The organism is Streptomyces sp. NPDC041135 (assembly GCF_055592085.1).
Genome location: NZ_JBVIYZ010000001.1, coordinates 978,568 through 992,015 on the forward strand (window position 1 = coordinate 978,568; position 13,448 = coordinate 992,015).

The 13,448-nt window shown below is 71.3% G+C and carries 10 protein-coding genes and 1 pseudogene; all 11 read left to right on the plus strand.

Annotated elements, in window-relative coordinates:
- Positions 1-200 precede the first annotated feature (200 nt).
- Positions 201-2,435, plus strand: a complete 2,235-nt coding sequence (gene uvrC / locus ACZ6CZ_RS04385) for an excinuclease ABC subunit UvrC (RefSeq protein WP_469014322.1) — start codon at positions 201-203, stop codon at positions 2,433-2,435.
- Positions 2,432-3,433, plus strand: coding sequence for an RNase adapter RapZ (gene rapZ / locus ACZ6CZ_RS04390; protein WP_469014323.1), 1,002 nt, complete (start codon positions 2,432-2,434; stop codon positions 3,431-3,433). The genes uvrC and rapZ overlap by 4 nt, the downstream gene beginning before the upstream one ends.
- The gene (locus tag ACZ6CZ_RS04395) at positions 3,430-4,497 is read left to right on the plus strand and encodes a gluconeogenesis factor YvcK family protein (protein ID WP_469014324.1); all 1,068 of its coding nucleotides are present in this window, start codon (positions 3,430-3,432) and stop codon (positions 4,495-4,497) included. Before rapZ ends, ACZ6CZ_RS04395 begins: the two co-directional genes overlap by 4 nt.
- On the plus strand, positions 4,488-5,477 hold the full coding sequence (whiA, locus tag ACZ6CZ_RS04400; protein WP_145491577.1) for a DNA-binding protein WhiA: 990 nt from the start codon (positions 4,488-4,490) through the stop codon (positions 5,475-5,477). Before ACZ6CZ_RS04395 ends, whiA begins: the two co-directional genes overlap by 10 nt.
- A gap of 182 nt (positions 5,478-5,659) precedes the next feature.
- Positions 5,660-8,611 carry a M14 family metallopeptidase gene (locus ACZ6CZ_RS04405; RefSeq protein ID WP_469014326.1) on the plus strand — a complete coding sequence of 984 codons (2,952 nt, stop codon included), beginning with the start codon at positions 5,660-5,662 and terminating at the stop codon, positions 8,609-8,611.
- 251 nt (positions 8,612-8,862) lie between these two features.
- Positions 8,863-9,873, plus strand: coding sequence for a type I glyceraldehyde-3-phosphate dehydrogenase (gene gap, locus ACZ6CZ_RS04410; protein WP_469014327.1), 1,011 nt, complete (start codon positions 8,863-8,865; stop codon positions 9,871-9,873).
- A gap of 153 nt (positions 9,874-10,026) precedes the next feature.
- A complete protein-coding gene (locus tag ACZ6CZ_RS04415) occupies positions 10,027-11,238 on the plus strand; it encodes a phosphoglycerate kinase (RefSeq protein WP_469014329.1) in 1,212 nt (403 codons plus the stop codon).
- Between the two features lie 3 nt (positions 11,239-11,241).
- Positions 11,242-12,018 (plus strand): triose-phosphate isomerase, encoded by a 777-nt coding sequence (gene tpiA / locus ACZ6CZ_RS04420; protein ID WP_469014330.1) that lies wholly within the window; start codon positions 11,242-11,244, stop codon positions 12,016-12,018.
- Between the two features lie 110 nt (positions 12,019-12,128).
- Positions 12,129-12,365 carry a preprotein translocase subunit SecG gene (gene secG, locus ACZ6CZ_RS04425; protein ID WP_469014332.1) on the plus strand — a complete coding sequence of 79 codons (237 nt, stop codon included), beginning with the start codon at positions 12,129-12,131 and terminating at the stop codon, positions 12,363-12,365.
- Between the two features lie 231 nt (positions 12,366-12,596).
- Positions 12,597-12,932 (plus strand): RNA polymerase-binding protein RbpA, encoded by a 336-nt coding sequence (locus ACZ6CZ_RS04430; protein ID WP_010352468.1) that lies wholly within the window; start codon positions 12,597-12,599, stop codon positions 12,930-12,932.
- A 208-nt stretch (positions 12,933-13,140) separates the two neighbouring features.
- Positions 13,141-13,448 (plus strand): annotated as a pseudogene (locus tag ACZ6CZ_RS04435) (glucose-6-phosphate isomerase); the annotation flags it as partial.

A 13,448-nucleotide genomic window follows, 5' to 3' on the forward strand; every position in this document is an offset into this window, starting at 1 on the left:
CGGCGCGCGCCCCGGCGCCCGCCTTCGTACGTCGTCGCCGTACGCCCCCGTGTGCGGCCCCGGGGTCCACCGCATTGAAGCGTGTTGACCGGACCCCGACAACACTTCGAGCGGCCGCGGCGCGCAACCTGGCCGAGGCGCACCCCTCCGGGCCGGGCGGGGCCGCCGCGCTGTCGGTGCTCGCCAGTAGGGTGTGAGACATGGCCGACCCCTCCAGCTACCGCCCCGAGCCGGGACAGATCCCGGACTCTCCCGGGGTGTACAGGTTCCGCGACGAGCACCGCCGGGTGATCTACGTCGGAAAGGCGAAAAGCCTGCGCCAGCGCCTGGCGAACTACTTCCAGGACCTGGCGAACCTGCACCCGCGCACCCGGACGATGGTGACCACCGCCGCGTCCGTGGAGTGGACGGTGGTGTCCACGGAGGTCGAAGCGCTCCAGCTGGAGTACTCCTGGATCAAGGAGTACGACCCGCGGTTCAACGTCAAGTACCGCGACGACAAGAGCTACCCGTACCTCGCGGTGACGCTGAACGAGGAGTTCCCGCGCGTGCAGGTGATGCGCGGTCACAAGAAGAAGGGCGTCAGGTACTTCGGGCCGTACGCGCACGCGTGGGCCATCCGCGACACCGTCGACCTGATGCTGCGCGTGTTCCCGATGCGCACCTGCTCGGCCGGCGTGTTCAAGAACGCGGCCCGCACCGGCCGCCCCTGTCTGCTGGGCTACATCGGCAAGTGCTCCGCCCCGTGCGTCGGCCGGGTCGACGCCGAGGAGCACCGGGAGCTGGCCGAGGAGTTCTGCGACTTCATGGCCGGGCGCACCGGCACCTACCTCCGCCGTCTGGAGAAGCAGATGATGGCGGCGGCCGAGGAGATGGAGTACGAGCGGGCCGCCCGGCTGCGCGACGACATCGGGGCCCTGAAGCGGGCCATGGAGAAGAACGCGGTCGTGCTGGCCGACGCCACCGACGCGGACCTGATGGCGGTCGCCGAGGACGAGCTGGAGGCGGCCGTCCAGATCTTCCACGTGCGCGGCGGCCGGGTGCGCGGCCAGCGCGGCTGGGTCACCGACAAGGTCGAGGACGTCACCACCGCCGCCCTCGTCGAGCACGCCCTGCAGCAGCTGTACGGCGAGGAGACCGGGGACGCCGTCCCCAGGGAGGTGCTGGTCCCGGCGCTGCCGGAGCCGCTGGAGCCGGTCCAGGAGTGGCTGACCGGGCGCCGCGGGTCGAACGTCTCGCTGCGCATCCCGCAGCGCGGCGACAAGAAGGCGCTGATGGAGACGGTGCAGCGCAACGCCCAGCAGGCCCTCGGGCTGCACAAGACCAAGCGCGCCTCCGACCTGACCACGCGCTCGCGGGCGCTGGAGGAGATCGCCGACGCCCTGGACCTCGACAGCGCCCCGCTGCGCATCGAGTGCTACGACATCTCGCACCTCCAGGGCGACGACGTCGTGGCCTCCATGGTCGTCTTCGAGGACGGTCTGCAGCGCAAGAGCGAGTACCGCCGTTTCCAGATCAAGGGCTTCGCGGGCCAGGACGACGTCCGCTCCATGCACGAGGTGATCACCCGCCGCTTCCGGCGCTACCTCGCGGAGAAGGAGCGGACCGGCGAGTGGGTGGACGACGACTCCGGCCCCGGCGGCCCGGGGGACGCTCAGCCCGGCGACGGCCCTGACGACGCTCGGCTCGGCGGAGCGGACGCTCGGCGCGCCGACGGCGCCCTGGAGAACGGCGGGCTCGCGGGCGTGGGCGTGGCCCTGGGGAACGGCTCCCCCGCGGGCGACCTCGCGGACGGTGACGGTGACGGTTCCGGGGAGGCCCTCGGGAACACCCTCAAGGACGACGACGGCCGCCCCAGGAAGTTCGCCTACCCGCCCCAGCTGGTCGTCGTCGACGGAGGCCGGCCGCAGGTCGCGGCCGCCCAGCGGGCCCTGGACGACCTGGGCATCGACGACATCGCCGTCTGCGGCCTCGCCAAGCGCCTGGAGGAGGTCTGGCTGCCCCGGGAGGACGACCCGGTGGTGCTGCCGCGCACCAGCGAGGGCCTGTACCTGCTCCAGCGTGTCCGCGACGAGGCCCACCGCTTCGCCATCACCTACCAGCGCACCAAGCGGGCCAAGCGCTTCCGGTCCGGCCCCCTGGACGACGTGCCCGGCCTCGGCGAGACCCGCAAGCAGGCACTCGTCAAGCATTTCGGCTCAGTGAAGAAGCTGCGGTCCGCCACAATCGAACAGATCCAGGAGGTGCCCGGGATAGGCCGCAAGACGGCCGAGACCATCGCCGTGGCCCTCGCCCGGGCGGTCCCGGCCGCCCCCGCCGTGAACACGGCGACGGGAGAGATCATTGAGGACGAGGAACCCGGTACGACGGGGGGTTCCTCGGGGGAGCCCGTGACCGCGGGCGCCCCGGACGAACGACGGGGGCAGGAGACATGACCGAGCACGACGCACAGCACACGGGCGAACGAGATCGCACCCACCGGGAAGCGGACCGGCCCGGGCCGCGGCAGGCGGCGCAGGACGACGGAGCACAGGTGAGCACGGACGCCGCGCCCGCCGCGGCGCCCGAAGCGGCCATCCCCGAGCTGGTGATCATCTCCGGGATGTCCGGGGCGGGCCGCTCGACGGCCGCCAAGTGCCTGGAGGACCTCGGCTGGTTCGTCGTCGACAACCTGCCGCCCGCCCTGATCCCCACCATGGTGGAACTGGGCGCGCGCTCCCAGGGGAACGTGGCCCGCATCGCGGTCGTCGTCGACGTCCGCGGCCGCCGCTTCTTCGACAACCTCCGCGAGTCCCTCGCCGACCTCGACACCCGCGACGTCACCCGGCGGATCGTGTTCCTGGAGTCCTCCGACGACGCCCTGGTGCGCCGCTTCGAGTCGGTGCGCCGCCCGCACCCCCTCCAGGGCGACGGCCGGATCGTCGACGGCATCGCCGCCGAGCGGGAGCTGCTGCGCGAGCTGCGCGGCGACGCCGACCTGGTCATCGACACCTCCAGCCTCAACGTGCACGAACTGCGCGCCAAGATGGACGCCCAGTTCGCCGGCGAGGAGGAGCCCGAGCTGCGGGCCACCGTGATGTCGTTCGGCTTCAAGTACGGCCTGCCCGTCGACGCCGACCTGGTCGCGGACATGCGGTTCCTGCCCAACCCGCACTGGGTCCCGGAGCTGCGCCCCTTCACCGGCCTCAACGAGGAGGTGTCGGCGTACGTCTTCAACCAGCCCGGCGCCAAGGAGTTCCTCGACCGGTACGCCGAGCTGCTGCGGCTCATCGCGGCCGGCTACCGCCGTGAGGGCAAGCGGTATGTGACCATCGCCATCGGCTGCACCGGTGGCAAGCACCGCTCGGTCGCCGTGTCGGAGAAGCTCGCCGCGCGCCTCGCGGCCGAGGGTGTGGAGACGGTGGTCGTACACCGGGACATGGGACGGGAATGACAGGACGTACACCGCGGCTGGGCAGGCTGCGCCGGATGGCGCCGGAGGCCCGCGCGGGCCGGTCCGTGGAGGTGCGCGGCGGCCGGCCCCGCCGCCGGGGGGCGCAGCCCAAGGTGGTCGCCCTGGGCGGCGGCATGGGCCTGTCCGCCTCGCTCGCCGCGCTGCGCCGGATCACCGGCGACCTCACCGCCGTCGTCACGGTGGCCGACGACGGCGGCTCCAGCGGGCGCCTGCGCGACGAGCTGGGCGTACTGCCGCCCGGTGACCTGCGCAAGGCGCTGGCCGCGCTGTGCGGCGACGACGACTGGGGCCAGACCTGGTCCCGGGTCATCCAGCACCGCTTCGCCTCGCAGGGCGACCTGCACGACCACGCCGTCGGCAACCTGCTGATCGTCGCCCTGTGGGAACAGCTCGGCGATCACGTGCAGGCCCTGGACCTGGTCGGCAAGCTGCTCGGCGCGCACGGGCGCGTGCTGCCCATGTCGGCCGTGCCGCTGGAGCTGGAGGCCCTGGTCAAGGGGCACGACCCGGCGCGTCCCGACGACGTCGACACGGTGCGCGGGCAGGCCACCGTGGCCCTGACCCCCGGCGAGGTGCAGTCGGTGCACCTCGTGCCGAACGACCCGCCGGTCGTCCCCGAGGCCGTCGCGGCGGTCATGGACGCCGACTGGGTCGTCCTCGGCCCCGGGTCCTGGTTCTCCTCGGTCATCCCGCACCTGCTCGTCCCCGATCTGCTGGACGCCCTGACCGAGACGAAGGCACGGCGTGTGCTGTCCCTGAACCTCGCGCCGCAGCCGGGAGAAACCGAGGGCTTCTCCCCGCAGCGTCATTTGGAGGTTTTGGGGCGACACGCCCCTAAACTCGCCCTGGACGTGGTGCTGGCCGACGAGGCCGCCGTGCCCGACCGCGACTCGCTCACCGAGGCCGCCAAGCGGCTGGGAGCCGCGGTCGAGCTGGCGCCGGTGGCCCGGACCGACGGATCTCCACGGCACGACCCGGAGCTGTTGGCCGCCGCGTACGACCGTATTTTTCGGATGCATGGAAGGATCGGCCCATGGCGATGACGGCAGCGGTGAAGGACGAGATCTCCCGGCTACCCGTCACCCGGACCTGCTGCAGGAAGGCGGAGGTCTCCGCCATTCTGCGGTTCGCCGGCGGCCTCCACCTGGTGAGCGGGCGCATCGTGATCGAGGCGGAGCTGGACACCGCGATGGCGGCCCGCCGCCTCAAGCGGGACATCCTGGAGATCTTCGGGCACAGCTCCGAACTGATCGTGATGGCACCGGGCGGGCTGCGCCGCGGTTCGCGCTACGTCGTGCGCGTGGTCGCCGGCGGTGACCAGCTCGCCCGCCAGACCGGCCTGGTCGACGGCCGCGGCCGCCCGATCCGCGGTCTGCCCCCGCAGGTGGTCTCGGGGGCCACCTGCGACGCGGAGGCCGCCTGGCGCGGGGCCTTCCTGGCGCACGGCTCGCTGACCGAGCCCGGCCGCTCCTCCTCCCTGGAGGTGACCTGCCCCGGTCCCGAGGCCGCGCTCGCGCTGGTCGGCGCCGCCCGCCGGCTGTCGATCGCCGCGAAGGCCCGCGAGGTGCGCGGCGTGGACCGCGTCGTCGTCCGCGACGGCGATGCCATCGGCGCCCTGCTGACCCGGCTCGGCGCGCACGAGTCGGTGCTGGCCTGGGAGGAGCGCCGGATGCGGCGCGAGGTGCGGGCCACCGCCAACCGGCTCGCCAACTTCGACGACGCCAACCTGCGCCGCTCGGCCCGCGCCGCCGTGGCGGCCGGCGCCCGGGTGCAGCGGGCGCTGGAGATCCTCGGCGAGGAGGTGCCGGAGCACCTCGCGGCCGCCGGGCGGCTGCGCATGGAGCACAAGCAGGCCTCCCTGGAGGAGTTGGGCGCGCTCGCCGACCCGCCGCTGACCAAGGACGCGGTCGCCGGCCGGATCCGCCGCCTGCTGGCGATGGCCGACAAGCGCGCCTCCGACCTGGGCATCCCGGGCACGGAGGCCAACCTCAGCGAGGAGCTGGCGGACAACCTGGTGGGCTGAGCCGGCCGCGGCCGATGCCGCGCCGGCTCGCCGGCGCCGGCGCCCGTCCGGGTGGCCGGCGCCGGCGTTCACCTCTCCGCCCCGGCGCGCCTGACCGCCCGTGAGGCGCCCTTGACTCGATCATGGAGTGTCATGAGCCTGGCAGGGTTCGCCGCCGTGGCGGACAGGCCCTAGGGGGGTCCATGAGACACAGAGCGAGATCGATCCTCGCTGTCGGCGCGCTCCTGATCGGCGGAGCGAGCATCGCACCCGTCGCCCGGGCGCAGGACGGAAGTCCCGCCGCGTCCCACTCCGACGAGGTCAAGGTCTTCCGCGCCGACGTCACCAGGAAGCAGTTACCCCTGCTCCTCGCGGCCGGGCAGGACGGCCGGGAACTGAACCAGCAGGTGGCCCCGGACGGCAGGACGGCCGTCGAGGTCTACCTCACCGACCAGCAGGCCGGCAAGCTCCGCAAGCAGGGCGTCGCCGTCACCGAGCACACCCTTTCGGCCAGGGCCGAGGCCCGCGTCGAGGACGCCGCGCAGGGCGTGTTCCGGCCCTACAGCGGAACGGGCGGCATCGCGGCGGAGATCATGCGCACCGCCCGCGCCCACCCCGGCCTCACCAAGGTCGAGTCCATCGGCAAGACCGTCGAGGGCCAGGACATCCTCGCGCTGAAGCTGACCAGGAACGCGAAGCGGACCGGGGACGGCTCCAAGCCCGCGGTGCTGTACATGTCCAACCAGCACGCGCGCGAGTGGATCACGCCGGAGATGACCAGGCGGCTGCTCCACTACTACCTGGACCACTACACGAGCGACCGGCGCGTCAAGAAGATCGTCGACTCGACCGAGCTGTGGTTCGTCATCTCGGCCAATCCCGACGGCTACGACTACACCTTCCGAGGCACCGACAACCGGCTCTGGCGCAAGAACCTGCGGGACGTCAACGGCGACGGCGTCATCGGCGCCGGCGACGGCGTCGACCTCAACCGCAACTTCGGCTACAAGTGGGGCTACGACGACGAGGGTTCGTCCCCCAACCCGACCAGCCAGACCTACCGCGGCGCGAGCCCGGAGTCCGAGCCCGAGACCCGGGCGCTGGACCGGTTCGAGAAGCGCGTCGGCTTCACGTACGGCATCAACTACCACTCGGCCGCCGAACTGCTGCTCTACGGCGTCGGCTGGCAGGTCGCCACCCCGACCCCGGACGACGTCGTCTACAAGGCGCTCGCGGGCACCCCCGACAACCCGGCGATCCCGGGCTACCGTTCGCAGGTCTCCTCAGAGCTGTACACCACCAACGGCGAGGCGGACGGGCACGCCTCGAACGTCAACGGCATGTCGATGTTCACCCCGGAGATGTCGACCTGTCAGACCGCCTCGGACGCCGACCCGGACGACGCCTGGAAGGCGGGCGACTGCCAGTCGGTGTTCAACTTCCCCGACGACGAGAAGCTGATCCAGCGGGAGTTCGGGAAGAACGTCCCCTTCGCGCTCTCCGTCGCCGAGACCGCCGCCCACCCCGACCGCCCGGTGTCCTCGGTGGGCCTGCGCGCCGCCGACTTCACCCCGGCCGGGTTCGGCACGTCGTACTCGCGCGGCGCCGACCAGGAGGTCTCCGTCGTCGTCCGCAAGGCCGTGCGGGACAAGGAGCTCAAGTACCGCGTCAACGGCGGCCGCACGCTGGACCAGACGCTGCGGCCCTGGCGGGGCGGTGAGACCTACGGCGGCGAGGACAACCTCTACTTCGACGAGTACCGGGCCAAGGTGCAGGACGGCGTCCCGGGCGACCGGGTCGAGGTGTGGTTCACCGGTGAGACCCGCGCCGGCAAGAAGGTCTCCAGCAGCCACTTCACCTACACGGTGGCCGAACGGCCCCGGGCGGACACCCTCGTCGTCGCCGAGGAGGGCACGCCCGCCGCGCAGGCGCAGACCTACGTCGACGCGCTCAGGGCGGCAGGCCACCGGGCGATCGTGTGGGACGTCGCCGGCCGCGGCGCCCCGGACGCCCTCGGCGTGCTCAAGCACTTCCGCACCGTCATCCACTACTCCGGGACCGCGGGCCCGGGCAACGCCACCCAGCTCCAGCTGCGCGCCTACCTCAACGAGGGCGGCAGGCTGATCGAGGCCGGAGAGCTGGCCGGCGGCACCGTCGACCTCGGCGACGGCACCCCGTCCGACGACTTCAGCCAGTACTGGCTGGGCGCCTACTCCCGCACCTCCACACCCGGCGCCACCGGCTTCACCGGCTCCGGCGCGCTGGACGGCTTCACCGGCCCCCTCGCCGGCGCGCCCGGCAACCCGCTCGACAAGGCCGGCACCTACGGCGTCACCTCCGAGGAACTGCCCGTCGCCGGCTACCCGCAGTTCGCCTCGGCCGGCGCCGGCCAGTTCACTGGCACCGTCAACCCCTACGGGCCGTACACGGGCTCCTACATGGCCGCCGCCGTGCACACCGACGACGCCTACAAACGCCTCACCCGCACCATCGACCTCAGCGGTGTCAGCGCCGCCGACAAGCCGACGCTGCGCACCCGGCTGCTGTGGGACACCGAGCCGGGCTACGACCACGCGGTGCTGGAGGCCCACACCGGCGCCGGTGACTGGACGACCCTCCCGGAGACGGGCGGCGCCACCTCCAGCGCCGTACCGGCCGAGTGCGGGGCCGGGTTCCTCGTCGGCGAGCACCCCTGGCTCACGCACTACCTGACGCTCGCGGACAACACCTGCACGGCCGGCGGCAGCACCGGCTCGTGGCACAGCCTCACCGGCAGCTCCAGCGGCTGGCAGCAGGTGGAGTTCGACCTCAGCGCCTACGCCGGCCGGTCCGTCGAGGTCTCCCTCGCCTACATCACCGACCCCGGCAGCGGCGGCCACGGCGTCCTCGCCGACGACGCCTCGCTGGTGGTCGGCGGCGCGGCGACGCAGACCGAGGGCTTCGAGACGTCACTGGGCGCCTGGCACGTGTCCGGACCGCCCGCCGGCAGCCCCGCCGTGCTGAAGGACTGGACGCGCACCGGAGCCCTGTTCCGGACCTACGGAGCGGTCACGACCGACGACACGGTGCTGCTGGGCTTCGGCCTGGAGCAGGTGCCGGCGGCGGCCGACCGCGCGGCCCTGATCAGGAAGGCGCTGGCGTCCATCGACAGGTGAGCCGACCCGCTCACGAACGAGTGAAAACAGCACTGATGGGCACCGGCACTCCATGACATAACGGGGTGTTCCAACGCCCGGGCCGGGGCGGTCCGTACCCCTACTGGCGGGTACGGACCGCCTGCCCGTGTATGCGGCATCTCGATGTCACTCCGGGGCCCGCAGAGAGGTAGGGTCGGGGGTGGTCGGGGACATCCCAAATACAGCTCGCCGGCACCGCATGGCCGGCGTACCAACGAGGAGATCGGTTCGTGACGATCCGCGTAGGCATCAACGGCTTCGGCCGCATCGGACGTAACTACTTCCGCGCGCTGCTGGAACAGGGTGCAGACATCGAGGTCGTGGCCGTCAACGACCTGGGCGACACCGCGACCACTGCCCACCTGCTGAAGTACGACACGATCCTCGGGCGCCTCAAGCAGGAGGTCACCCACACCGCCGACACGATCACCGTCGACGGGCACACCATCAAGGTGCTCTCCGAGCGCAACCCGGCCGACATCCCCTGGGGTGAGCTGGGCGTCGACATCGTCATCGAGTCGACCGGCATCTTCACCAAGAAGGCCGACGCCGAGAAGCACATCGCGGGCGGCGCCAAGAAGGTCCTCATCTCGGCTCCGGCCAAGGACGAGGACATCACCATCGTGATGGGCGTCAACCAGGACAAGTACGAGGCGGCGAACCACCACGTCATCTCCAACGCCTCCTGCACCACCAACTGTGTGGCGCCGATGGCGAAGGTCCTGGACGAGAACTTCGGCATCGTCAAGGGCCTGATGACGACGGTCCACGCGTACACCAACGACCAGCGCATCCTGGACTTCCCGCACTCGGACCTGCGCCGCGCCCGCGCCGCCGCCGAGAACATCATCCCGACCACGACCGGTGCCGCGAAGGCCACCGCCCTGGTCCTGCCGCAGCTCAAGGGCAAGCTGGACGGCATCGCGATGCGCGTCCCGGTCCCGACCGGCTCGGCCACCGACCTGGTCGTGACGCTCCAGCGCGAGGTCACCAAGGACGAGGTCAACGCCGCCTTCAAGAAGGCCTCCGAGGACGGCGACCTCAAGGGCTTCCTGACCTACACCGAGGACCCGATCGTCTCCTCGGACATCGTCGGCGACCCGTCGTCCTGCACCTTCGACTCCTCCCTGACCATGGTCCAGGAGGGCAACTCGGTGAAGATCCTCGGCTGGTACGACAACGAGTGGGGCTACTCCAACCGCCTCGTCGACCTGACGGTCTTCGTCGGCGACCAGCTCTGATCGGCTGACGCACAGACCTCGATGCGATCGCAGGGCTCGTACAGCGCACGGCCGCGCTGTACGAGCCCTGACGCACGTACGGATCGACCCGGCCGCAACCGGCGCCCGGTCGCCCTCGTACGATCAAGAGCCCCTTTTTCCAGGAGTGTCCTCATGAAGACGATCGACGAACTTCTCGCCGCGGGTGTGCGCGGCAAGCGGGTCTTCGTCCGCGCCGACCTCAACGTGCCGCTGGACGGGACCGACATCACCGACGACGGCCGCATCCGCGCCGTCCTGCCGACCGTCAGGGCCCTCGCCGAGGCCGGCGCCCGGGTGGTCGTGGCCTCCCACCTCGGCCGCCCCAAGGGCGCCCCGGACCCGGCCTACTCGCTCGCACCCGCCGCCGCCCGCCTCGGTGAACTCCTCGGCGCCGACGTCGCCTTCGCCACCGACACGGTCGGCGACTCCGCCCGCGCCACCGTCGGCGGCCTCACCGACGGCCAGGTGGCCGTCATCGAGAACCTGCGCTTCAACGCCGGCGAGACCAGCAAGGACGACGCCGAGCGCGGCGACTTCGCCGACCGGCTCGCCGCTCTCGCGGACGTCTACGTCGGCGACGGCTTCGGCGCGGTGCACCGCAAGCACGCCTCGGTCCACGACCTCCCGGCCCGGCTGCCGCACTACGCCGGCTACCTCATCGCCACCGAGGTCGGCGTCCTGAGGAAGCTCACCGACGACGTGCGGCGCCCCTACGTGGTCGCCCTCGGCGGCTCCAAGGTCTCCGACAAGCTCGCCGTCATCGACCAGCTGCTCGGCAAGGCCGACCGGCTGCTCATCGGCGGCGGCATGGTGTTCACCTTCCTCAAGGCCAAGGGCTACGAGGTCGGCGCCTCCCTCCTCCAGGACGACCAGATCCCGGCCGTCCAGGAGTACATCGAGCGGGCCGAGAAGAACGGCGTCGAACTGGTCCTGCCCGTCGACGTGGTGACCTCCACCGAGTTCCCGGACCTGAAGACCAAGGCGCCCTCGCACCCGAACACCGTCGCCGCGGACGCCATCCCCGCCGACCAGCTGGGCCTGGACATCGGCCCCGAGACCCGCAAGCTGTACGCCTCGAAGCTCGCCGACGCGGCCACCGTCTTCTGGAACGGCCCGATGGGCGTCTTCGAGCACCCCGACTACGCCGAGGGCACCAAGGCGGTCGCCCAGGCCCTCGTCGACTCGAACGGCTTCACCGTCGTCGGTGGCGGAGACTCCGCCGCGGCGGTGCGTACGCTCGGCTTCGACGAGAACGCATTCGGCCACATCTCGACCGGTGGCGGCGCCTCCCTCGAATACCTCGAGGGCAAGACGCTCCCCGGCCTCGCCGCACTGGAGGACTGACCCGTGAGCACCCGCACGCCGATCATGGCGGGCAACTGGAAGATGAACCTCAACCACCTCGAGGCCATCGCGCACGTCCAGAAGCTCGCCTTCGCCCTGGCCGACAAGGACTACGAGGCCGTCGAGGTCGCCGTCCTGCCGCCCTTCACCGACCTGCGCTCCGTGCAGACCCTGGTCGACGGCGACAAGCTCAAGATCAAGTACGGCGCCCAGGACGTCTCCGCGCACGACTCCGGCGCCTACACCGGCGAGATCTCCGGCCCCATGCTGGCCAAGCTGAAGTGCACGTTCGTGGTCGTCGGCCACTCCGAGCGGCGCCAGTACCACCAGGAGAGCGACGACCTGGTCAACGCCAAGGCCAAGGCCGCCCTCCGGCACGGCCTGACCCCGATCCTGTGCGTCGGCGAGGAGCTGGACGTCCGCGAGGCGGGCAACCACGTCTCCCACACCCTCAGCCAGGTCGAGGGCGGTCTGAAGGACCTCACGGCCGAGCAGGCCGAGACCGTCGTGATCGCCTACGAGCCCGTCTGGGCCATCGGCACCGGCAAGGTCTGCGGCGCCGAGGACGCCCAGGAGGTCTGCGCGGCCATCCGCGGCAAGGTCGCCGAGCTGTACTCGCACGAGGTGGCCGACAAGGTCCGCATCCAGTACGGCGGCTCCGTGAAGTCCGGCAACGTCGCCGAGATCATGGCGCAGGCCGACATCGACGGCGCCCTGGTCGGCGGCGCCTCGCTGGACGCCGACGAGTTCGTCAAGATCGTGCGTTTCCGCGATCAGTGAGCCCGGCGGTGAGTAGGCGGTAGCGGCGATCCGTCGTACCCTTGCGGGGGCATGGCAGGCAGCTGCCGTGCCCCCGTCGTCCATCCGCATCCGAGGAAGTTGGTCCAGCCGTGGTTTTGGGGTTCTCGATCGCCCTGATCGTCTTCAGCCTGCTGATGATGCTGCTGGTGCTGATGCACAAGGGGAAGGGCGGCGGCCTCTCCGACATGTTCGGTGGCGGCATGCAGTCGTCCGTCGGCGGTTCCTCGGTCGCCGAGCGCAACCTGGACCGGATCACCATCGTGGTCGGTGTGCTGTGGTTCGCGTGCGTCGTGGTGCTCGGCCTCCTGATGAAGACGAACAGCTGAAACATGACGGCGGACAGCTGACGACCGTCACCCGATCACGCACATTCCGTACGTAAGGCCCCATGTTCGGTACGCGCAGCTGAGCGCGGCCTATCATGGGGCTTGCGTCTTGATGTGGGGCCGGTAACTCCCATCACTGGACGCGCGTTGGGCCTTACGTAGACTGAGGCGCTCGCGGCGAAGCGAAACGCCGACTCGCTTTGCGGCACCATCACGCAGGGAGTTACGACCGTGGCAAGTGGCAACGCGATCCGAGGTAGCCGGGTCGGGGCGGGGCCGATGGGCGAGGCCGAGCGCGGCGAGTCCGCGCCGCGTCTGCGCATCTCCTTCTGGTGCTCCAACGGGCATGAGACGCAGCCCAGCTTCGCCAGCGACGCGCAGGTTCCCGACACCTGGGACTGCCCCCGCTGCGGCTTCCCCGCCGGACAGGACCGGGACAACCCACCGGCCCCGCCGCGCACCGAGCCCTACAAGACGCACCTGGCGTACGTCCGGGAGCGGCGCAGCGACGCGGACGGCGAGGCGATCCTCGCCGAGGCCCTCGCCAAGCTGCGGGGCGAGATCTAGATCCGATGACCGGCCGGGTGCCCTTGGGCGCCCGGCCGGAGACGTTTTCCGCACCGGCCGGTGCCGACCGGCCTGCGTGCTGTCCGCTGCCCGCACCGCGGGACGGCGCAGCCGCCGCCCGTGCCGCCCGCTGATCAATTAGGTTGGAACCGTCAGCGGGGCAAGGTACGCAGCAGGACAGGTGTAGGAAAGAAGGCTGAAGTCGCACATGAACGCAGACGGCCGTACCCGGCTCAACCGGACGCCCGAGTGGACCGCCCTCGCCAAGCACCGCGAGGCGCTCACCGACACGCATCTGCGGGACCTGTTCGCCGCCGATCCCGGGCGCGGCGAGGGGTACACGCTCCAGGTCGGCGACCTGCACATCGACTATTCGAAGCACCTGGTCACCGACGAGACGCTGCGGCGCCTGCGTGAGCTGGCCGCCGCCACCGGGGTCTTCGACCTGCGGGACGCCATGTTCCGCGGTGAGAAGATCAACGTCACCGAGGACCGGGCGGTGCTGCACACCGCGCT